The organism is Nocardia sp. NPDC052566, assembly GCF_044547285.1.
Taxonomy (GTDB): Bacteria; Actinomycetota; Actinomycetes; order Mycobacteriales; family Mycobacteriaceae; genus Nocardia.
The window spans coordinates 1,373,321-1,393,590 of sequence record NZ_JBIUAF010000001.1 but is presented as its reverse complement, the minus strand read 5'-3'; the positions used below and the strand labels follow the sequence as shown (position 1 = coordinate 1,393,590).

The 20,270-nt window shown below is 68.2% G+C and carries 18 protein-coding genes; 7 read left to right on the top strand and 11 right to left on the bottom strand.

Features of this window, described 5'->3' with window-relative positions; translation table 11 throughout:
• The first annotated feature begins 41 nt into the window (after positions 1 to 41).
• Complete coding sequence (locus tag ACIG5A_RS05570; protein ID WP_397238046.1) at positions 42 to 608, top strand: TetR/AcrR family transcriptional regulator; 567 nt, start codon at positions 42 to 44, stop codon at positions 606 to 608.
• Here ACIG5A_RS05570 and ACIG5A_RS05565 read toward each other — a convergent pair.
• On the bottom strand, positions 584 to 2,449 hold the full coding sequence (locus tag ACIG5A_RS05565; RefSeq protein ID WP_397238044.1) for a Na+/H+ antiporter: 1,866 nt from the start codon (positions 2,447 to 2,449) through the stop codon (positions 584 to 586). The two genes, ACIG5A_RS05570 and ACIG5A_RS05565, sit on opposite strands and share 25 nt — an antisense overlap.
• Before the next feature lie 110 nt (positions 2,450 to 2,559).
• Here ACIG5A_RS05565 and ACIG5A_RS05560 point away from each other — a divergent pair, with 110 nt between their 5' ends.
• The 5 genes from ACIG5A_RS05560 to ACIG5A_RS05540 all read left to right on the top strand — a co-directional run bounded on the left by ACIG5A_RS05560 (position 2,560) and on the right by ACIG5A_RS05540 (position 5,977).
• Entirely contained in the window at positions 2,560 to 3,492 is a 933-nt protein-coding gene (locus tag ACIG5A_RS05560) for an alpha/beta fold hydrolase (protein ID WP_397238042.1), read from the top strand.
• A 47-nt stretch (positions 3,493 to 3,539) separates the two neighbouring features.
• On the top strand, positions 3,540 to 4,151 hold the full coding sequence (locus tag ACIG5A_RS05555) for a TetR/AcrR family transcriptional regulator (protein WP_397238040.1): 612 nt from the start codon (positions 3,540 to 3,542) through the stop codon (positions 4,149 to 4,151).
• 181 nt (positions 4,152 to 4,332) lie between these two features.
• On the top strand, positions 4,333 to 5,307 hold the full coding sequence (locus tag ACIG5A_RS05550) for an enoyl-CoA hydratase/isomerase family protein (RefSeq protein WP_397238038.1): 975 nt from the start codon (positions 4,333 to 4,335) through the stop codon (positions 5,305 to 5,307).
• 47 nt (positions 5,308 to 5,354) lie between these two features.
• Positions 5,355 to 5,591 (top strand): ribbon-helix-helix domain-containing protein, encoded by a 237-nt coding sequence (locus tag ACIG5A_RS05545; RefSeq protein WP_397238036.1) that lies wholly within the window; start codon positions 5,355 to 5,357, stop codon positions 5,589 to 5,591.
• Positions 5,588 to 5,977 (top strand): hypothetical protein, encoded by a 390-nt coding sequence (locus ACIG5A_RS05540; protein ID WP_397238034.1) that lies wholly within the window; start codon positions 5,588 to 5,590, stop codon positions 5,975 to 5,977. Before ACIG5A_RS05545 ends, ACIG5A_RS05540 begins: the two co-directional genes overlap by 4 nt.
• A 156-nt stretch (positions 5,978 to 6,133) precedes the next feature.
• Here ACIG5A_RS05540 and ACIG5A_RS05535 read toward each other — a convergent pair whose 3' ends face one another.
• On the bottom strand, positions 6,134 to 7,300 hold the full coding sequence (locus tag ACIG5A_RS05535) for an MFS transporter (protein ID WP_397238032.1): 1,167 nt from the start codon (positions 7,298 to 7,300) through the stop codon (positions 6,134 to 6,136).
• Positions 7,301 to 7,377: 77 nt separating this feature from the next.
• On the opposite strand from ACIG5A_RS05535, the gene ACIG5A_RS05530 reads away from it, so the two are divergent.
• A complete protein-coding gene (locus ACIG5A_RS05530) occupies positions 7,378 to 8,115 on the top strand; it encodes an AraC family transcriptional regulator (protein WP_397238030.1) in 738 nt (245 codons plus the stop codon).
• Here the strand turns inward: ACIG5A_RS05530 and ACIG5A_RS05525 are convergent.
• The 9 genes from ACIG5A_RS05525 to ACIG5A_RS05485 form a co-directional block, all read right to left on the bottom strand.
• On the bottom strand, positions 8,110 to 10,275 hold the full coding sequence (locus ACIG5A_RS05525; protein ID WP_397238028.1) for a molybdopterin oxidoreductase family protein: 2,166 nt from the start codon (positions 10,273 to 10,275) through the stop codon (positions 8,110 to 8,112). The two genes, ACIG5A_RS05530 and ACIG5A_RS05525, sit on opposite strands and share 6 nt — an antisense overlap.
• 105 nt (positions 10,276 to 10,380) lie before the next feature.
• Positions 10,381 to 11,343: an EamA family transporter gene (locus ACIG5A_RS05520; protein WP_397238026.1), complete on the bottom strand. Its 963-nt coding sequence runs from the start codon at positions 11,341 to 11,343 to the stop codon at positions 10,381 to 10,383.
• Complete coding sequence (locus ACIG5A_RS05515) at positions 11,340 to 12,227, bottom strand: dihydrodipicolinate synthase family protein (protein WP_397238024.1); 888 nt, start codon at positions 12,225 to 12,227, stop codon at positions 11,340 to 11,342. Before ACIG5A_RS05515 ends, ACIG5A_RS05520 begins: the two co-directional genes overlap by 4 nt.
• A gap of 271 nt (positions 12,228 to 12,498) precedes the next feature.
• Positions 12,499 to 13,521: a C45 family autoproteolytic acyltransferase/hydolase gene (locus tag ACIG5A_RS05510; RefSeq protein WP_397238022.1), complete on the bottom strand. Its 1,023-nt coding sequence runs from the start codon at positions 13,519 to 13,521 to the stop codon at positions 12,499 to 12,501.
• Positions 13,518 to 14,393, bottom strand: coding sequence for a GNAT family N-acetyltransferase (locus tag ACIG5A_RS05505; protein ID WP_397238020.1), 876 nt, complete (start codon positions 14,391 to 14,393; stop codon positions 13,518 to 13,520). The genes ACIG5A_RS05510 and ACIG5A_RS05505 overlap by 4 nt, the downstream gene beginning before the upstream one ends.
• Positions 14,338 to 15,918, bottom strand: coding sequence for an AMP-binding protein (locus ACIG5A_RS05500; RefSeq protein ID WP_397238018.1), 1,581 nt, complete (start codon positions 15,916 to 15,918; stop codon positions 14,338 to 14,340). The genes ACIG5A_RS05505 and ACIG5A_RS05500 overlap by 56 nt, the downstream gene beginning before the upstream one ends.
• Positions 15,915 to 17,924, bottom strand: coding sequence for a class I tRNA ligase family protein (locus ACIG5A_RS05495; RefSeq protein WP_397238016.1), 2,010 nt, complete (start codon positions 17,922 to 17,924; stop codon positions 15,915 to 15,917). The genes ACIG5A_RS05500 and ACIG5A_RS05495 overlap by 4 nt, the downstream gene beginning before the upstream one ends.
• A complete protein-coding gene (locus tag ACIG5A_RS05490) occupies positions 17,921 to 18,967 on the bottom strand; it encodes an NAD(P)/FAD-dependent oxidoreductase (protein ID WP_397238014.1) in 1,047 nt (348 codons plus the stop codon). Before ACIG5A_RS05490 ends, ACIG5A_RS05495 begins: the two co-directional genes overlap by 4 nt.
• Entirely contained in the window at positions 18,964 to 20,250 is a 1,287-nt protein-coding gene (locus ACIG5A_RS05485; RefSeq protein ID WP_397238012.1) for a lysine N(6)-hydroxylase/L-ornithine N(5)-oxygenase family protein, read from the bottom strand. Before ACIG5A_RS05485 ends, ACIG5A_RS05490 begins: the two co-directional genes overlap by 4 nt.
• Between the last annotated feature and the right edge of the window lie 20 nt (positions 20,251 to 20,270).

Here is a 20,270-nt window from a genome sequence, read left to right as displayed (position 1 = left end):
GGCCCTCTCCGACTGTCCGAACGAACAGAACGGCTTCCCCGATGTCACGTGTGGTCACCAAGGAGCAGTACTTCGATACGGCGTTGGAGGTGCTCGCCGAACTCGGCTTCAAAGGCCTCAACATCGGGGTGCTGTGCCGTCGGCTCGGCGTGACCAGCGGCTCGTTCTACCACCACTTCGGCAGCTGGCAGGGTTTCGTCGACGCGCTGCTCGAGCACTGGGAGAACCGGCAGGTGCGCATCCTGCGCACGCTGAACTTCAACCAGGGCAATCCCGACGACGACATCCGCGCCATGTCCGACCTCGCCGCGGGCCTGCACCACGCCGCCGAGGCCGCGATCCGCGCCTGGGCCGCCAACGACGAATCGGTCAACGTCGCGGTCAAACGCGTCGACGACTCCCGCAGGCGCACCGTGCACAAGGCAATCAAAGGCGTTGTCGGCGACGAGGACACGGCCACCGCGGTGACCTCGCTCGGCATGGCGATGCTGATCGGCTACCAGCAGATCGCCGCGGGCGGGGAGGAACTATCGCTGGACCGGCTGCTCACCGAGTACGCCAGGCTCATCTACTCCTACAAGCGTCAGCCCAGCAGCTCGTCGACGTAGCACCAGCGCCACGCCTCACCCGGCTCCACGCTGCGCATCACCGGATGCTGGGTGCTCGCGTAATGCTTGCTCGCGTGATTGCCCACCGAGGAGTCACAGCAGGCGACATGCCCGCAGGACAGGCACATGCGCAGATGCACCCACGTCATCCCCTCGGCGAGGCATTCGGCGCATTCGTCGGGTTCGGTGGGCTCGCGCACCAGCGGCGCGGCCCGCAGATGCGCGCAGCTGTCGTCACCGGCGCCTGCGGGCAGCACGAGGGTTTCGATCGGTTCGTCGTCACTGTCGTTGTAGCGGCCGATGATCGACTCCTCGAGATCCAGCTGGGCCAGCACATGCTGCAGGATCTCGTAGTCCAGCGTGCCCGAATCACGCACGCGCAGCACGGTTTCCCGCTCGGCCTGCAACATCGCCAGGCGTAGCCGCCGGTACTCCGCGGTCGGCGTGGCCTGTTCGGCCTCGGAGCGGCCGAGCCGTTCCCATGCCGCGTTGGTCTTCCAGGTGACCCGGTCGCGCAACGTCTCGGCCACCCCCGCCGGCGTCTCCGGGGTGATCCGGCGCTCGAGCTCGGCCAGCCCGGCCGCGGTCGACTGCTGCAGCAGATTCGCCTTCTGCAACGCCACCTCCGCCCGGCTCGGACCGCGCAGATGCAGCAGCCGCACCAGCCACGGCAGCGAAGTCCCTTGCAGCAGCAGCGTTCCCGCGACCACGATCAGCGCGAGCAGTTTCAGCACCGGCAGCTGCGGTGTGTCCTCGGGCAGCAGCAGCACCGCGGCCAGGGTGACCACACCGCGCATGCCCGCCCACGACACCACCACCGCGTGGGTCAGGTCCGCATCCGTCGGCGTCCCGCGCAGCTTCCAGAACAGCGCCGTGAACGGGAACACCCACACCGCCCGCGCCAGCATCACCGCGGCAAGCACCGCGACACCGGCCACCACCAGCGTGGTGTGGTCCAGGCCGCTGGCCCACGCGCCCTCGATGATCGCGCGCATCTGCAACCCGATGATCAGGAACACCGAGCTCTCCAGAATGAATTGCACGGTGCGCCAATTGGTTCGCTCGGCCACCCGCGAGGCCGCGCTCTGCCACACCGGCGCGCCGTGGCCGAGGATCATCCCGCACGTCACCACCGCGATCACCCCGGAGGCGCCGATCGCCTCGGCAGGCAGATACGCCACGAACGGCGCCAGGAACGACAGCGTCGTATCGAGCACCGGATCGGTGATGCGGCGGCGCAACATCGCCAGCGCGTAGGCGACCACGATGCCCACCGCCGCACCGCCACCGGCGGCGAGCAGGAAATCACCGCCCGCCTTCCACACCGACACCGTGCCCGCCGCCGCCGCGATCGCGGTACGCAACGCCACCAGCGCGGTCGCGTCGTTGAACAGCGATTCGTCCTCCAGGATCGTCACGATCCGCCGCGGCATCCCGATCCGCCGCGCCACCGCGGTCGCGGCCACCGCATCCGGCGGCGCGACCACCGCACCCAGCGCCACCGCCACCGCGAACGGCACCGGAAGCAACCACCACACCACCGCCGCCACCGTGAACGTGCTGAACAGCACCAAACCCACCGAAAGCAGCGCGATGGTGCGCACATTCGCCCGGAAATCCACCAGCGAGGTCCGGATCGCCGCCGTGTACAGCAGCGGCGGCAGCAACCCGAGCAGGATGATCTCCGGATCGGGATGGATCTGCGGCACGAACGGCAGATACGACGCCGCGACCCCGGCCAGGGTGAGCACCAGTGGCTCGGACACCCCGAACCGGCGCGCCAGCGCCGCCAGCGCCGCGGCGGAGGCGACAAGAACAACTAGGCCGACAGCGACATGCACCGTGGCATTCTCGCAGAGCCGGTACCGCACACCGTGCCGCGCGGTACTTGACACGTGCAATGCCGCCGGAATCGCTGTGCCGGTGCGGTTCACCGGCAATGCTGGTGGCCATGGAGGAGTTTGCCGAATGGCGGGCGCTCGGGCGCAGGCACACCCATCGAGGACATCAGATCTTCTGGCGCGACGGCGGCGGCGGGCCCGCGGACACGCTGCTGTGCGTGCACGGATTCCCGACCGCGTCCTGGGACTGGCATCTACTCTGGCCGGGTCTGTGCGCGCGGTTCGCCCGCGTCATCGCCCCGGACATGATCGGATTCGGCTTCTCCGCCAAACCACGCGACTACGACTACAGCATCGCCGATCAGGCCGACATCCACGAAAACCTGTTGCGCGCACAGGGAATCGGCCGCGTGCACCTGCTCGCCCACGACTACGGCGACACCGTCGCCCAGGAACTGCTCGCCCGCGACGCCGACCGCCGCGCGGCAGGGGATTCCTCGCTGGTCATCGAATCGGTGTGCCTGCTCAACGGGGGCCTGTTCCCGGAAACCCATCGCGCGCGCCTGGTCCAGCGGTTGCTGGCGAGTCCGGTCGGTCCGTTGCTCAGCACGCTGACCACCGAGGGCTCGTTCGGGCGCAGCCTGGCCGCGGTGTTCGGTCCCGACACCCGCCCCGACGCCGACGCGCAACGCCAGTTCTGGCTGCTGTGGTGCACCAGGCACGGACATCGCAACGCGCACAAGCTACTCGGATACATGGCCGAGCGGCGCAGGCACCGTGAGCGCTGGGTGGGGGCGCTGCGCGAGGCCGTGGTGCCGCTGCGGTTGATCGACGGGGTGCTCGATCCGGTCTCGGGCGGGCATATGGCCCAGCGCTACCGCGAGCTCATCCCGAATCCGGATGTGGTCGAACTGCCGGTCGGGCACTACCCGCAGCTCGAGGCGCCCAAGGAGACCCTTGCCGCGTTCCTCGAGTTCCACAGCGCGCGGGTCGCGCCGAACGGCATCCCGAGCGGTGACGGCGTGGCGGGAGGCGAATCCTGAGCAGGGCTCGACCACCGCCACTATGGCACACCCCATAAGATGGTGACGTGGCAAGTTCGAAGCGAGCACGCAGCGACGCGACTCCCCGCCCGCGTCTACCCGACGCGCGGCGGCGGATGATCGAGGGCACCATCGACTCCCTGCGCGTGCACGGCGCCAGCGCCACCAGCGTGGACCGGGTACTCGCCAGCACCGGCGCGCCGCGCGGGTCGGTGTATCACCATTTCCCCGGCGGGCGCACGCAGATGATCACCGACGCGGTCACCATCGCGGGGGAGTTGATGACCCAGTTCATCGAACAGTTGACCCGTGAGGGCGATTCGGCCGGGGCGCTCGAGCAGTTCGGCGCGCTGTGGCGCCGGACCCTCACCGACAGCGATTTCCGGGCGGGCTGCCCCATTTTCGCGGTCGCCGTCGAAACCAACGACGACACACCGGAATTCGCGGCGTCGGCGGCGGCGATCTTCGAACGCTGGCACCTGTTGATGACCGGCATGCTCGTGCGCGAGGGCATCGCCGAGGAACGCGCCCAACGTCTGGCCACCCTGACCGTCGCGTCGATCGAGGGCGCGGTCGCGCTGTGCCGGGTCCAACGCTCCACCTCTCCGCTGGACGACACCTTGAGCGAGCTGCGGATACTGCTCGACGCTGCCCGCTGAGCACGACGGATGTCCGCCCCGGGGCGGTCGCCGATATCCACCCAAGGGTGGTAGCCGTGACGGAGTGACACACGTATTATGGTGTGGACCATAATCTGATCGCGTCGCCGTGCCCGGCCGAATCGTCATATGCCACAACGACTTCCGGGTATCGCCCACGTGCGCACCGAAGGAGTCGCCGATGACCAGCGCAGCCGAACTTCAGCTCGAAACACTCGAACTGAGCCAGGACGGCCGGGTGCTCACCGCGAGCATCGTCGCACCGCCACTGAACTTCGTCACCCCCGCCGTCGTCCGCGATCTGGACCTGCTCACCGCCGCCGCCGACACCGACGACAGCATCGGCGCGATCGTGCTCACCGGCGGCCTGCCCGGCCGCTTCCTCACCCACGCCGACCCGCGGGCACTGATCGACATGGTGGCACTGCCGCACCCGTTCATCCCCGCCCGCGCCGTCGCACCGCTCATCCCGCTGCTCAACACCTCACTGCGGGTGCCGGGCACCGTGCGCGCACTGGAACGCTTCGGCGGCGGCCTCGGCGTCGGCATGGTGTGGGGCTACCGGTGGAAGCGAACCACCATGCGGATGAACCGATCTCGCCTCGTCTACCTCGCCGCCATCAACGGCCCCGCACTCGGCGGCGGCCACGAGATCGCGCTCGCCTGCGATCTGCGCTACGCCGCCGACGCCGACCACGTCAAGCTCGGCCAGATCGAATCGCTGGCCAACCTCATCCCCGGCGGCGGCGGAACCCAGCGCCTGCCGCGACTCATCGGCGCCGCCAAAGCGATCGAGCTGACACTCGAGGGCGCACCGGTCAGCGCGCAGGATGGCCTGCGCCTCGGCCTGGTCCACCGGCTCACCACCCCCGACGAACTACTCGCCGAAACCAAGGCCACCGCCGCACGCCTGGCCACCCGAAATCCGGTGGTGATCAAGGAACTCAAGCGCGCCATCTACTTCGGCACCGACAACACCCTGTCCCGCGGCCTCAACCACGAACTCGCCGCCTTCCTGTCCACCGGCACCAGCAAAGCCGCCACCCGCACCACCGCCGCGTTCCTGGCCGACCTCGACCGCCTCGGCGACACCCCCTTCCTCGCCGAACCGAAAGCCTGGATCAACGGCACCCGCGTCGACCAAACCACCAACTGACCGGCGCTATACACACTGCCTCGATCAAAAGTGTGTATCGTGAGGAGATGGCGCGGATCAACATCACCATCCCCGACGACCTGCACGAGGAGATCAAGAAGCTCGCCGCGGCCGGTGCTGCCGACTCGGTGTCGGGGTTCCTCGCCGACGCCGCGCGCCGCAGCCTCGACTACGCGCGGGCCGCGCGCGCGCTGGACGAGTTGTTCGGCCCGGCCTCACCCGAGGAGCAAGCCCTGATCGCTCGGATGCGTAAGCCCCGGCGTGCCGGGACGTCGGCGGCGTGATCGACGGGATCGTTCTCGACACCACAGCATTGATCGACTTCGCCTCGGGTAAGAGCCTCTACATCCGTGCCAGGGTCCGCGCGGCGATCGCCGACTTCTCCACCGTCGTCGTGCCCGCCGCGGCGTTGAGCGCCGCATGGCGCGACGCGCCTGATCATGCGCATCCCGCACTCGAACGCGTCCCCACCCTGGAAAACGTGTTCTACGTCGATGAGCTCGACGAAGTGATCGCGCGTCAGGCCGGGCGCCTGTGCGCGGGATCGGAACTCGGTGTCGACGAGATACACGCGGCATGGTCGGCATCGTGGCGGCAGTGGCCGTTGCTGACCACCACCGGTGAACGCTACGCACGCATACCCCGGCTGCACATCGAGCAACTGCCGTGATCGCCCCCGTGGCGGCCACTCGCAGACGAGTCATGGCCCGAGTTGTTCGCGCCCGCAGACACGAAGCCGACAATCCGGTGGGCCGAACGTGAGAGTGGCGAACGCCTGCGGTGCCGGGGCCCACGTGCGCCCGTTGCCCGTTCGGGTTCGGCGGGGCTATTCGGCCGAGGGGTCGGCGAGGAGCAGGCCGAGGGCGACGGCGGCGAGGGGGACGAAGCACAGGGCAGTAAGGACGGCTTGGGGGCCGGAGTGGTCGGCGAGGATACCCAAGATCGGGACGAAGGCGCCGCCCGCGCTGACGGCGAGGCCCAGGGTGACGCCCGCGGCGGTGCCGGGTCTGTTCGGAAGGTAGTCCTGGCCGAGTTTCACCAGGACGGCGAAGGGGATGTTCATCGCGACGCCCACCGCGGCGGCGGCGAGCAGGCCCAGCCATGGATCGGGGGTCGCACGCAGCGCCACCAGCGCGGGAATGGCTGCGACGGAACCGATTTGGATGGTACGCAGGACGCCGAGCCGGTCGGCGAGACGCCCGCCCGTCAATGTCCCCGCCACGCCGCCGACGAAGAACACCGTCAGTGCCGCACCGCCGAGGGCCTGCGAGGCGCCGAGGTGGTTGATCCAGTACAGCGCCAGGAAGGTGGCGATGCCGCCGGAGATCACCGAGCGCACCACCGCCACCGCGGTCAGCACCAGGAACGGCACCCAGCGATCACGACCGCCGGAATGCTTCGCCGCCACCGGGTTCCGCGACTGCCGCTGCTGGAAGCGCCACAGCACGAAGCCCATCAGCACCGCGGGCGGAATGAACAGCGCCGTCGCACCGACACCGAGGGACACCAGCGCCGGTGTCGCCACCGCGGGCGCGAGGAAGAATCCGACGCTGCCGCCCGCCGCGAACAGGCTCATCGCGGTGGCGCTGTCACCCGCGGCCCGGCGCGCGTCACGCCCGGCCGCCGGATGGAACGCCGCGATACCGATACCCGACAGCAGCAGCAACAGCCACACCAGCGGATAACTCGGCGCCAGCCCGGCCAGCCCCGCGCCGATCCCGGCGACCGCGAGACCCGCGGGCGCCAGCCACAGCATCCGCCACCGATCCGCGATCACCCCCAGAATCGGTTGCGGTAGCGAACTTCCCAGCGTCGCCGCCAACGCCAGACCCGACGCGGCGACATAGCTGTAGTCGCGTTCCAGTACGAAGAACGGGATGCTCGCCGGCACCAGACCCTGATAGAAGTCGTCGACCGCGTGCGCGAACGCCCAGTGGCGCATCCGCTGCCACGCCGAACGCGAATCCAGCTGTACCGCTTGACCTGTCACCATCGCCGCCTCCTTCACCCGGTCCGCAGCTCAGCGTAGGAACCGGCGGCATAGGCAGGCTTCCGATAAAATGCCGGAATATGTCGATAACCCGCCAACACTCGCACGCCGCGACCTTGGCGCGCGACCAGCCCGCGGGCTCACATATCGATCGGCACCGCCACGACGTACACCAGATCGTCTACCCGAGTTCCGGTGTGGCCGAGGTCCGCACCGACGCCGGGCACTGGATCGCCCCCGCCGATCGCGCCATCTGGATCCCCGCAGGCCACTGGCACGAACACCACTTCTACGGACCGACCCGCTTCCACTGCGTCGCCTTCCCCCTCGACATGGCCCGCCCGGGCCCGTCGGTGATCGCCGCCCACCCGCTGCTGCGCGAACTGCTCATCGCCTGCTCACAACCCGGCACTCTGCCCGCCGACGAATACGACCGCCTGCGCCAGGTCCTGTTCGACCGCATCCGCCGCAGCCCCGAACAACCACTGCGCCTACCCGCCGCCCGCGACGACCGGCTGCGCGCCGCCTGCGCCCTCGTCGCCGCCGACCTCGCCGAACCATGGACCCTCGACCGGCTCGGCACCCGCGTCGGCGCGGGCGAACGCACCCTGTCCCGCCTGTTCCGCACCGAATTCGCCATGACCTACCCCCAATGGCGCACCCAGCTCCGCCTGCACACCGCGGTGCAACTCCTCGCCGACGGCCTGCCCGTCTCCGTCATCGCCCACCGCTGCGGCTGGGCCACCACCAGCGCCTTCATCGACGTCTACCGCCGCACCCTCGGCCACACCCCGGGTGCTACCCGGGGGCAATCATGATCGTGCCGCGCCCGCCACGCTGACCCAGGTGCTGTTGACGGCGGCAGTGCCGGAGAGGGTGTCCATCAGGGCGGGGTCGTGGAGGAGGTTCACGTTCGCGCCAGGCAGCGCGGCGGCGACCTGCCAGCCGACGCCGGGTTCGCGGTGGCCCCAGCCATGGGGGATAGCCACCGTGCCCGGGCGGATATCGTCGCTGACCTCGAGGGTGACCTCGATCGAGCCGACACGCGAGCGCACCGCGACGGATTCGCCGTCCACCAGCCCGCGATCGGCGGCATCGGCCGGATGCATCAGCGCGGTACAGCGATCACGGCCCTTCACCATCGCCGGGACATTGTGCAGCCAGGAGTTGTTGCTGCGCAGATGACGACGGCCGATCAACTTCAGGTCGAAGCCATCCGGCGCGGCGGTCGCCGCGCCACCACGACGCGCCTCATCGATCAAAGCCCGTGCCGCGGTGAGGAAATCACTCGGCGCGAGCTGAACCCTGCGGTCCTTCGTGCCGATCAGCGCACGCAACCGCGGACGCAACGGACCGAGATCGACACCGCCCGCCGACGCACGCACCTTCCCGACCGTCAAACCCTTCCACCCGTTGCGCAGCACCCCATACGGACCGGTGAGCACACCCAGCGACGTCAACCGCATCGGGCTGAACTGCTCGAACACACCGTTGAGCAGCCGGCCGGTCATCCCGCGCACCGGCAACGGCACCAGCTCGGTCACCAACCGCGCCATGATCTGCCAATCCTCGAGACCATCAGCGGGCGGATCGAACACCCGCGCGTTGTAGCGCAGGTTGTTGCGCACACTGAACACCGGAAGCAGCACATCCACGTCCTCGCGCTCGAGCAGCGAGATCGGCGGCAGGATGAAATCCGCGTGCCGGGTCGTCTCCGTGACATACATGTCAACGGCCACATAGCAATCCAGCGAATCCAGCGCCGCACCCAGCCTGCCCCGCTGCGGCGTCGACAGCACCGGATTACCCGCGTAGGTGATCATCGCCCGGATCTGCCCCGGCCCCTCGGTCAGGATCTCGTCGGCGAGCACCCCCACCGGCAACTCCGTACGGAACGCCTTGTGCGCCCCCGACCGATCCGTCCACGCCCCGTACCCCATCGGCAGATACTTCGCGAACCGCGCCGCATCGATCGGCGGCGACGCGAACATCTGCCCGCCGGGCCGATCCAGATTCCCGGTGACCGCGTTGATCGCATTCACCAGCCAATGCGTCAGCGTGCCGGTCACCTGCTGGCACACCCCGATCCGCGCGTACAGCACCGCCGACTCCGCCGCGGCGTGCTCGCGCGCCAGCCGCCGGATCGTCTGCGCGTCCACCCCCGCGTGCGGCGCCGCCACCTCGGGGGAGAAGTCCGCGACCAGCGCACGCAACTCACCCCACCCATTGCACTCCGCGCGAATCAGCCGCTCGTCACACAACTTCTCGGTGACAAGCACATGCAGCATCCCCAGCAGCAGATACGGATCACCGCCCGCCGCCACCGCCACATGCTCATCGGCCAGCCGCGCCGTCTCCGTGCGCCGCGGATCGATGACCACCACCGTGCCGCCACGCTCGCGCACCGCCCGGATACGGTCCCGCGCACCCGGCATCGTGGTGATCGACCCGTTGGACACCGCCGGATTCGCCCCGAGGATCACCAACCGAGCCGTCCGATCGATATCGGTGATCGGCATCAGCACATTCGACCCGAACATCCGCCACGCCACGAACTCCTGCGGCAGCTGATCGATCGACGACGCCGAGAAGAAGTTCCGCGTCAGCAACACCGCACGCAGCAACGCCCCATAGATCACCGAAGAACTGTGCGCCGCCGGATTCCCCAGATACATCCCGATCGCACTGGGCCCGTGCTCGCGACGCACCCGCCGCAACCGCTGCCCGATCTCGCGGAACGCCTCGTCCCACCCGACCGGCTCGAACCGCTCACCCACCCGCCGCATCGGCGTCCGCAGCCGATCCGGATCATGATGCAGCCCGCCCATCGCCGTCGCCTTGGGACAGATGTATCCCTTGGACAGCACATCCGCGGGATTCCCCTCGATCCTGGTGACCCGCTCGTCCTCGACGGTCACCAGAATCCCGCAATGCGCCTCGCACAGGGTGCACTGCCTGGCAATGGTGGTAGCGCCCATGGAATTCCCCGATCCTGCCGCGTCGCCTTCGGGTCAGGCTACCGCGCGGTCAGGTCCATCCGCCTCCACCCGTGGTAGGTGAACAGCCGCGGCGTATGCCGCAACTCATGGAATCCTCCCTTCCACTGTCGACGGCGCCGGTTCGGCTGTCGCGCCGCTGCCGGAATCGACAGCGGGGGAGCGCGGCCGACGGAGGTTGACCGATCGGGGTTGCGCGAGAAGTGCGGCACCGATGATCACCAGGATGCCGACCAGTTGCAGAATCGACAACGTCTGGTGCAGAAAAAGATATCCGAGGAGAGTGGCGACGATCGGGCTGCCGAGGGAAAGGAAGGAGACCGACAGTGCCGGTAATCTCTCGATCCCGTGGAACCAGATCGCGTAGCTGATGACCGCACCCATGGAAATAAAATAGGCGAACCCCACGATATTGATTCCGGTAATGCTGTTCGGCAGGCCTTCGACGAACAGCAGAAAAGGAAGCAACACGAGTCCGCCCGCAACGAGCTGCCAGCCGGTGAAGGGAAGCAATCCCACGCCGTCCGGACGCCCCCACCGTTTGGTCAGCGTTATTCCGGCGGCCATACACACCGCTCCACTCAACGCCGCGACAACACCGACGGAATCCAGTACCACCGCCCCCTTGAATACCAGCAATATGGCGCCTCCGGCGCCGAGCACGCAGGCCACCATATGCTCGAGCCGAATTTCGTCCCCGATGAGAAGCGCCGCCAGCACCAGGACGAACATCGGTTGCATCGACATGATCACCGCTATTATGCCGCCCGGCAGGTGAAAGGTTGCGACGAACAACAAGAAGAAGAACGCACCGATATTGAGCGTGCCGAGCACCAGGGACCGCCACAGCCAGATCCCCCGCGGCACCGTGCGAGCGAAGGCCAGCAGAATCAGCCCCGCGGGCAGCGCCCGCACGGTGGCGGCCAGCAGCGGGCGGTCCGGCGGCAACCACTCGGTCGCCACCAGATAGGTGGTTCCCCAGGTCGCCGGCGCCAGCGCCGTCACACCCGTGGTGAACAATCGCTGGTCGCGGTGCACGCCGTGTGTCATACGCGGATGTCGAGCGCGTCGAGTGCGGCGGCAACCTCGTGCCGGGCGGCCTCGGGAATTCCGCGCAGCGGCCGGGGCAGGTTCGGCGAGCCGATGAGTCCGAGCTGTTCGGCGGCGGCGGTGACGACGCGCAGGCTGCCGTAGCGGCGGAACAGATCCCACCACGGTGCCATGCGCGCGGACAGTGCCGTGGCCCGCTCGTTGTCGCCGTTCGCCAGTGCTCTGGTGATCGTCACGCATTCCTCGGGCAGCAGGCCGCCGATGACACTGAGCCACACGTCCGCCCCCGCGATGACGCCACCGACACCGAACTCGTCGAGGCTGAAGCCGATCGCCACGTCGTCGGGCAGCGCGCCGCGCAGCTCGGCGATTCTGGCGGGTGCCAGCTCAGCGGATACACCGGGGGTCTTCACCGCGCCGACGTTGGGCAGCGCGGCGACTCGCCCGTGCAGTTCGTCGCTGAAGGTGAACTTCGTGGTGCGCGGATTCTCGTACACGCACAGCGGAACCGACAATTCCTTGGTGACGTCCTCGTAGAGCCCGAAGACCTCCTCATCGGTGAGCGGCTGGTAGGAGACCGGCGAGAGCAGAACCGCGGCGGCGCCCGCATTCTGGGCGTCCTCGGCCGCGGCGAGGACATCGCTGGTGCGCAGGGCGCCGATGCCGACCATGACGGGAACCTCACCCGCGGCATCGACGGCGATCGTGGCCACGCGATCGCGTTGCGCACGATCGAGGTAGGCGTAATTGCCGGTCGAGCCGAGTGTGCCGATCAAATCCACACCCGCCGTGACCAGCCGGGTGACGAGGTGCGCGAGCCGCTTCTCGTCGATATCGGCATCGTCGGTGGGCGTGAGATGAAAGGCGCTGAGACCGGTGAACATGGAGTTCCTTCCAACGGACGGGCAAGCGATCGAACCCGAAACGCGAAATCATCATGAATCGCGGTCGGTGCCCCGAGATTCGCACACCGAGTACCCCGCCACAAGATCCAATTCGCGCCGAAACCGAGATGCCACTTGACCCGAGATTTATTATTGCGGACGTCGAAACCACGACCGAATACCATTATCGGAGCGCCGGTCGTGCCGAATAATCCTCACTTTCCGCGGTCCCCGTCGATCGATCCCGGCGGAGCCGACACGGTACGACAGATCAGCTGATCGAGAATACGTGCTCATTCGCGGCCGACGGGTCGCCGGGCCACAGCCGCAACTCTCGGAGATCCGGGCGCAGTATTACGGCCGCCACGGTCCGCTCCCGGCGAATATCTCCGTTGTCCGGCACGCATATCGGCGCCGTCGACAGCACGCGATGGTGTCCCGCGATGTCATCGGCATCCGGTATACCGATCGCTCGAACCGATTCCAGGCGCCGACGGGACGAATTCCGGGCGAAAACATTCATCTCGTCGCGTGCCTCGAAATCCGGATGCAGGAAATGGTTGGTGTGGAACAGTTCTTCTCCTTCCAGGACTCGTCGCTCGGCCCCCAGAGTCTCGACACACACAGTCCGGTCCGCATCGCAGAGCAGGAAGGCTCTCGAACTCGACAGCGTGAGGTCGTTCAGGATCGCGACGGCGTGCTCGACGCTCTCGGCGGTGTCGAGCAGGTGCCGGATCGCGAGGTAGACCGGTATCCCGCGCCCCCACGTGCCACCGAGCACGAGATTGAGCCCGACGGCGACCCCGGCGTCGTTGACACCCAGATAGCCGAGGAGCCCCGCGAAGCTCACCAGCACCGAGCGGTGACGCGGGCCCGAGACGGCCAGCACCGCGATCTGGTCGTCGAGGTTCCCGTTCAGGTCGATCGTCTGGGCCAGCACCGGCGCACCGCGAGCCGTGGCGTAGCCGGTGCAGTCACCGGCGGTAACCCGGCTGTATCCGAGTATCTCGCGGCGCAGTTGCAGCAACCAGGCCTCGTCACGGCTGATCCGCGCGCCGAGCCCCAGACCGTCGACCTCGTCGGCCAGATCCGGTAGCGCGGCGACTACCGCGTCGCGGTGCGCCGCGATGACAGCATGCGCCGAGCCGAGATCGACAGGCCGGTCGGTCAGATACCCGAGCCGCGCCAGCGAGTCACCGAGGAAGCCACGCAGCCGCCCGGCCAGGGCGTGCCCGTGGCCGAGCCCACGGGCACGGGCGGGGCCGGCAAGGTCGAGCAGCGGTACCTCGATCACGACGGGTCGACCACCCGGCCTCGGGTGCGCAACTGCCGCTTCACCGACGGCCATTCACCGGCGAGGATCGAGTAATAGACCGCGTCCCTGCGCCGCCCTGACGGCATGTAGTTGTAGCTGCGAAATACGCCTTCCTCACCGGCGCCGATCTTGCGGAGTCCGGCCCGGGCCTGGGTGTTGAGGACATCGGTCTTGAACTCGACACGCATGGCGTGCATCGTTTCGAACGCGTGCTCGAGCAGGAGATACTTCGCCCAACGGTTGACGTCGCGGCCCTGGAAGTCCGTGCCCAGCCACGACCATCCGATCTCCAGCCGCCGGTCGGCCTCGGCCAGATTGCCGTAGCTGGAGCTACCGGCCACCCGGCCGGTGTGCTTGTCGACGATGACATAGACGGCGCGCTTGCTCGCGGCCTGGTCGGCGAGCATGGTGTCGAAGAACGCGTCGAAGTCGGCGTCGTTGTCGACACGGGCGACGAAGTAGGTCCAGATGCGCGCATCGAATGCGATCTTGCGCAACGGCTCCCGGTCGGTCTCCGCGACCGGATGCAGCGACACATGGTCGTTGGCGAGCACAGCGGATGCGATCTCGCTCCAGGCGCCTGTCGATACCGCATCACCTCGCACCATCGATCGCAGCACCTCGACGACGTCGCCGAGGGTGCGCATCCGGGCGAGGTCGTCTTCGGTGAGCCGGTCCAGGCCGACATCGGCGGCCTTGCACAGGGAGGTCAGGAACATGACCTTGTTGAGCGAGGTGAGTCCGTAGGTTTCGACAAGGTCGCGACCGGGGTCGAGCGCGGCGGGTGCAGGCCCGTCACGCAGTACCTTCGCAAGCTGATCGCGGGCCAGGGCGTCGAGGTCGGCCGGCATGAATGCCCTCCTTCGGGTCGTCGAGGTGATGGCGGTACCGTTCCCGGATCCGGTTCCGGATCGGCTTGAACTGCGCGGTGCTGAGCCCGTTGTCGACGGTGAAAGGCTCCTCGGCGACGACGACCCTCGCGATGTGCTCGTCGGGTTCGCCCGCGGCGTTGACCGCATCCAGCGCTGCGGCGATGGCCGCGGTGTCCACCGGGCCGGGGCCGGGCGCGACCACGGCGACCAGTTCCGTCTGATTCGGGCAGAACACGACGCATTCGGTGACCACGCCCGTACCGCGGAAACGGGTCTCGACGGGCCGGACCACGATCTTCTGACCGTTGTCGAGGACGATGACGTCATCGGTGCGGCCGAGGATGTACAGGAAGCCGTCCTCGTCGATTCGTCCGAGATCACCGGTGCGAACCACGCCACCGGGTCGGAACATCCGCGCACTGTCGCCGGGCGCGGCGAAGGTGTAGGCAGTGTTGACGGGGTGATCGCTGCGGACGCAGACCACGCCGTCGTCATCGACGATCACCTGCTTACCGGGCAACGATTGGCCGACGCTGCCCGCGCGGTGCGCGCCGGGATGGTTCTTGGTGGCAATGCAGGTTTCGTTGAGGCCGTAGCCTTCGAATATCGGCAGGCCGGCGTCGTCGAAGAACCGGAGCACGCCCGGATCGGCGGGCGCCGACCCGGTCCACAGGTAGCGGATGCGACCACCGAACAACTCCTCGGCGGCCGCGGCCGTATCGAGCCCGTCGCCCCGACGGCTCTCGATGTGCCGCTTGGCGGTGTCGAAGAACCCGGGCACACCCATGACGACGGTCGGACGCACGACCGCCATCACCGCGAACACCGACTGGTAGCTGGTGATGGTGATGTCATGACCCCAGCGCAGCGCCGAATAGAGCCAATAGCGCTGCTGCAGCAGCGAGAGCGGGAGAAAGACGAGGAGGTTGTCACCGGGACGATGGTCGAACAGCAGCTGCACGGCGGTGAGGGAGGAGTCGATGCTGCCGACACTGGCCTCCAGCCCCTTGGGAACTCCGGTGGAGCCCGACGTGAACTTCACCGTGCTGCAGTCGGTGGGGCTGTACCCGACCGGGTCGAATTCGCCTGGTGGCTCGTCGGCGTAGGAGGAAATCTCCGTCATCGGCAGCACGCCCGACGCCGCGTCGGCGCCGATCGCCCCGTCGCAGTACAGCAGGCTCAGACCGTAGCGGTCGACCAAGTCGGCATCCGCGGTGAATTTGCCCGGCTCGAAGCCGGCCGTCTGCACCCCGAGCATCAGCGCGGCCAGGTCGAGCAGCACCCATTCGAGGCAGTTACCGGCACACACCCCGACCCGATCTCCCGCGCCGATCCCCTTGCGCCGCAGGACACCCGCGACGGCCCTGGCACGGTCGTAGAACTCGGCCAACGGCATCGTCCGGATTCCGCCGAAACCGGCCACGGTGAGCACGCCCGCGTGATCGGGCCGGTCGGCGACGATGCGGTTGATGACCGATTCCGGCACCACCGCTCCCGCACTCATCGCGCGCCCGCGGTCAACGCTCCGACAATCGCGGCGGCGTCGAAGTAGTGGGTCCCGGCCGGCGCGCACCGGCTGCCCGGGGGAACGAGTTCGACCGTCTCCGGCCAGGTCGTGATCTCGGAGATGCCGATGGCGGCGGCCAGGCGGCCGGAGAAGCGCGGCATCAGCGGCGCCGACACGGCGGCGAGGAGCCGCGCGGCGGCCAGTTCCAGCGCCGTCGCGGTACGGCCCTCCGAACCCCAGCGATCGAGCCCGGCGAGGCGAGACTGCTGGCAGGCGAAGGCGCGGGCATCGGTGACGATGCCGTCCAAGCCGGCCGCCGCCCGGCGTAACGAGAACCCCTCGGGATTGAGGGCGGCGGTGATCTCGTCGAGGTGCACCGACAGGCGGCTGAGGAAGGCGGTGTGCTCGCTGGTCCAGGTGCCGGCATCGGGAACGATGCCACCGTGGTCGCGGCCGACGCGCTCGGCGAGATCGGTCAGCCAGCCCTCCCACTGCCCGACCAGGGTGTCGGTCACGGCGCGGTCGAATTCGGTCCGGCGAAAGTCGGTGCGCTCGCCCTCGGGGCGGGTCCGGCACAGGTAGTAGCGAACCGCGTCGACCGTGCCGGGCGTGAGGATCTCCTTGCCCCAGACGGCATGGCGGCGGCTGGTGGAGAACTTGGCGCCGTCGAGGAGGTAGAACTCGTTGGGGTGGTAGTCGATGTCGGGGTTCCACCCGGGGAAGGCGAGCCGGTAGAGGACCGGGTAGAGAATCGCGTGATAGAAGCTGTTGTCGTAGCCGAAGAAATGGACGATCTTCCAGTCCGGGTCGGGCACATCGCGGGACCAGCCGGTCACCAGTTCGGCACCGAGCCGCTCGATACCGTGCAGGAACCCGTAGGCCATTTCGGGCCACGCCCAGATCACCTGCCCGGCGGCCGCGGATTCGGCGGGGCGCACACCCCAAACGGCGGGGTGCGAGAGCGGCAGGTCGATCGCGCCACCGGCGAATACCCGGTGCGCGAGTTCGCGCAGCCGGGCCGGAGCGCGTCCACGCCGGTGGTGGTCGGCCACGAAGTCGGCGAACTCGTGCAGCGCCAGCGTGTAGCGCTCGATATCGGTGCGGTGCGGGACGGCGTCGCTCAGCCGTGAGCGCGGCGCGCCGAGGTCGCTGACGAGATTGGGCCGACCGCACTCCTCACAGATGTTGCCGCTGGTGGCGCTCGCGCAGCCGGGGCAGGCCCCGGAAACGTTGACCTCGTAGAGGTATTCGCCGGTGGCGCCGTCGACGAGCCCCGGCGTCGCCTGCGGCCGCACCCGGCCGGAGTCGACCAACCGCGTGAAGTATCGCCGCAGTCCCTCGGCGTACCCCTCGTCGGCGCTCGTGACGTAATACTGGTCGACCGCGATGTCCATCGCGTCGAGCGTCGCGGCGATCTCGGCCGAGTAGTGGCGGGCGACATCGGCGGGATCCATGTTCTCGCGACCGGCCAGGGCCTCGACGTAACTCTGGAAGTCGTCGCTCCCGGTGATGTGCCACGCCTGATTGCCGTTGAGTCTCTGGTACCGCACATACACGTCAGCGCCCAGGTAGGGCCCGGAAAGGTGGCCGAGGTGCAGATCACCGTTGGGGGTCGGCGGTGTGGAGAACACGAACTGGGGCCGGTCGGTCGCGTGCGGGCGGATTCGCGAGCGTGCCGAGAACTGGGCGCGGGCCGCGTCGCGCCAGTACTGGGTGAAAAAGACCAGGTCCACCGCGCCGGTGTTGGCGATGACATGGGATTCGAACGGCTCGAACAGGGCCACCGTACCCGGCCGTGCGTGGTGATGGTGGCCGTCGACGACCAGCTCACCCTCGCCGGCCACGATCACGAAGAACTCGGTCTCGTCGTGCCGATCGGTCCTCGAGCTGGCGCCGGGGGAGACGCGCCCCCAACCGGCACCGACCCCGAGCCCGGCAACCTCGGACATGTCGATGCCGAATTCTTCGGTCAGCTCGGATTCACTGTAGTAGTTCAAGATCATGGCTGCTTCTCCTTGGTGCGATGCAGCGAGCGGGTGGCCGCGGGGTCGAGACAGGCGATCGCGTCGCGGGCGATCGCGGGAGCGAGCCGGTAACCCGAGCCGCCGGCCGCTCCGGCGAAGACCAGTCCGGGGCCGAGCTCGGCGACGACCGGTTCGCGCCGAGGGCTGTAGGCGTCACAGAACACCCGGCCTGATCGGCAGCGCCGCACCAACTCGGGCGCATAGCGCTCGAGAACAGCGCGGGCATCGTCGAGCTCGGCTCGACTCACACCGAGCGCGACCGTATCGGGAGAGACGTCCCAGACCTCACAGGTGTAGCTGAACAGGAAATGCCCGCGGTGGCGGACGGGGAGCAGGAAGGCATCCTCGTCATCGAAGACGATGAGCGGGGTATCCGGGCCGGGCGCCGCGTCGATGTGCGCGGCCACGATCTTCTTGACCCGCAGGCCAAGCGGCGCGACCAGATCGGCCCACGCCGGGTGCGCGATCCACGGGCCGGGACAGAGCACGACCCGCCGGGCCCGCAGCTCGCCACCGTGCCGCAGGACGAGTCGGTGGTCGTCGCCGGGCTCGACGGCGACCACTTCGCTGCCCTCCCAGATGATCACCCGGCCACACAGCGCGCTGAGGATCCGCTGGGTGACAGCCAGGACATCGGCGTAGTGGCAGCCGTGCAACGTCCAGGCCAGCGTGCCGGCCGGGGCGGCTGCCGTTGTCGTCGCACCGAGGTCGAGGTAGGCGGCCCGGACCGCGCCGGCACGGTCGGCCGAGGCAACCACGGTCGCGTCGACGGCGCACAGTGGCAGATCCAGTTCGACGGCCAGGTCCCGCCAGTACCGATGGCTGTAACCGGTCATGGACCTGACCCGCGCTGTCGCGCCGCGCGGGAAGTGCACACCCGCGGAGCGGCTGGATGCCCCCAGGCCGATGAGTCCCTGTTCCAGCACCACGATGTCCGCACCGGGATAGGCCATCGCGAACTCACGGGTGACGACGGCGCCAACGATGCCGCCCCCGACAACGGCGATGTCCACCGTGTTCATTGCGTGCCCCGCACGTTCTTGGCCGACCATTCGATGAACGACGTCATCGGCTCCGCCCCTCGCCGGTTGTGCAGCCGGTCGGTGATGCGTCCTGCTCGCCAGGCGTTGAGGCTCAGGTTGACATCCGGAAGCCCGCGCTGACCACGGGCGGCGTTCTGCATGTAGATGTTGCGGTCCGGTGGGCCGTCCCAGATGGCGGCGAAGTCCTCATCGAGGCGGAATTCGCCGTTCTCGGTTTCGATGCGGTCCAGCAAAGGGTCGAGGAACTCTTTGCCGGCCGGACGGAACCCGGTCGCCCACACCACCGCGTCGACCGCGACGCACTGGGTTTGGTCGGGTTCGTCGTTGTGCCGGACCGTGAGTTCCCAGCCGCCGCCGATGCGATCGACGGCGGTGACCGTCCGACTGGGCAGCAGCCCGAACCGGTGTGCTGCCCCCTCGATGAACTGCACCCGGTACAGCTCCTGGTAAATCGCCCGGAGCGTGGACTCGGAGATGCCGTCGGCGGTCAGCAGGTGAGCCGAATTGATCTCGGTGCGCTTGCTTTCGGGGAGCTGATAGAAGTAGTCGGAGTAGCCCGGCATGTAGAAGTCGTTGGTGAAGGTCGAGTCATCGATCGGAAAGTAGCTGCGCCGCTTGGAGATCCACAGCACCCGGGCCAGCCCCTCGGACTCACGCCGCGAGATCAGATCCAGGAACGCCTCGGCCCCGGACTGACCGCCACCGACGACGGCGACTCGCTTGCCGCGCAATCCCTTCGACCGCGACAGGTAATCGCAGACATGGAACTGTGTGGCACCCAGATACGGCTCGGCGACCTCGGGTACCCACGGCACGGTGCCCACTCCCACGGCGATGTTGTCGGCGGTGACCTCGCGGCGGTCGGTGACGACGCGGAAGACCCCGTCGAATTCGACTCGCTCGACCGTCTCCGAGAAGACGATGTTCTCGTTCCTCTCCGCCGCCCAGGCCAGGTAGTTGCGGAACTCACTGCGCGGCACGCTCGCGAACTGCGCGTTGATGTAGTGGTACATCCGCCCGTGGTCGTGCAGATAGGACAGGAACGAGAACCGGTTGGTCGGATCGGACAGGCTCACCAGATCCTTGAAGATCGACACCTGCAAGGTCGAGCCGGTGATGAGCTGGTCGTCGTGCCAGATGAAATGCGGCTTGCGGTCGAAAAACACGTTCGGCAGCTCGGGATCGTCGTACAACAGGGCCGCCAGGCTCAAATTGGCAGGCCCGGCGCCGATTCCGGCCAGCCGCAGGTGTTCAGCTGTCATCATTCTCCTCCCCGTCGGTC

Excerpts from the sequence above, each read along its gene's own strand:
- ACIG5A_RS05570 (WP_397238046.1), top strand. The coding sequence starts at position 42 with ATGTCACGTGTGGTCACCAAGGAGCAGTACTTCGATACGGCGTTGGAG.
- ACIG5A_RS05560 (WP_397238042.1), top strand. The coding sequence starts at position 2,560 with ATGGAGGAGTTTGCCGAATGGCGGGCGCTCGGGCGCAGGCACACCCAT.
- ACIG5A_RS05550 (WP_397238038.1), top strand. The coding sequence starts at position 4,333 with ATGACCAGCGCAGCCGAACTTCAGCTCGAAACACTCGAACTGAGCCAG.
- ACIG5A_RS05545 (WP_397238036.1), top strand. The coding sequence starts at position 5,355 with ATGGCGCGGATCAACATCACCATCCCCGACGACCTGCACGAGGAGATC.
- ACIG5A_RS05535 (WP_397238032.1), bottom strand. The coding sequence starts at position 7,300 with ATGGTGACAGGTCAAGCGGTACAGCTGGATTCGCGTTCGGCGTGGCAG.
- ACIG5A_RS05530 (WP_397238030.1), top strand. The coding sequence starts at position 7,378 with ATGTCGATAACCCGCCAACACTCGCACGCCGCGACCTTGGCGCGCGAC.
- ACIG5A_RS05525 (WP_397238028.1), bottom strand. The coding sequence starts at position 10,275 with ATGGGCGCTACCACCATTGCCAGGCAGTGCACCCTGTGCGAGGCGCAT.
- ACIG5A_RS05520 (WP_397238026.1), bottom strand. The coding sequence starts at position 11,343 with ATGACACACGGCGTGCACCGCGACCAGCGATTGTTCACCACGGGTGTG.
- ACIG5A_RS05515 (WP_397238024.1), bottom strand. The coding sequence starts at position 12,227 with ATGTTCACCGGTCTCAGCGCCTTTCATCTCACGCCCACCGACGATGCC.
- ACIG5A_RS05505 (WP_397238020.1), bottom strand. The coding sequence starts at position 14,393 with ATGCCGGCCGACCTCGACGCCCTGGCCCGCGATCAGCTTGCGAAGGTA.
- ACIG5A_RS05500 (WP_397238018.1), bottom strand. The coding sequence starts at position 15,918 with ATGAGTGCGGGAGCGGTGGTGCCGGAATCGGTCATCAACCGCATCGTC.
- ACIG5A_RS05495 (WP_397238016.1), bottom strand. The coding sequence starts at position 17,924 with ATGATCTTGAACTACTACAGTGAATCCGAGCTGACCGAAGAATTCGGC.
- ACIG5A_RS05490 (WP_397238014.1), bottom strand. The coding sequence starts at position 18,967 with ATGAACACGGTGGACATCGCCGTTGTCGGGGGCGGCATCGTTGGCGCC.
- ACIG5A_RS05485 (WP_397238012.1), bottom strand. The coding sequence starts at position 20,250 with ATGACAGCTGAACACCTGCGGCTGGCCGGAATCGGCGCCGGGCCTGCC.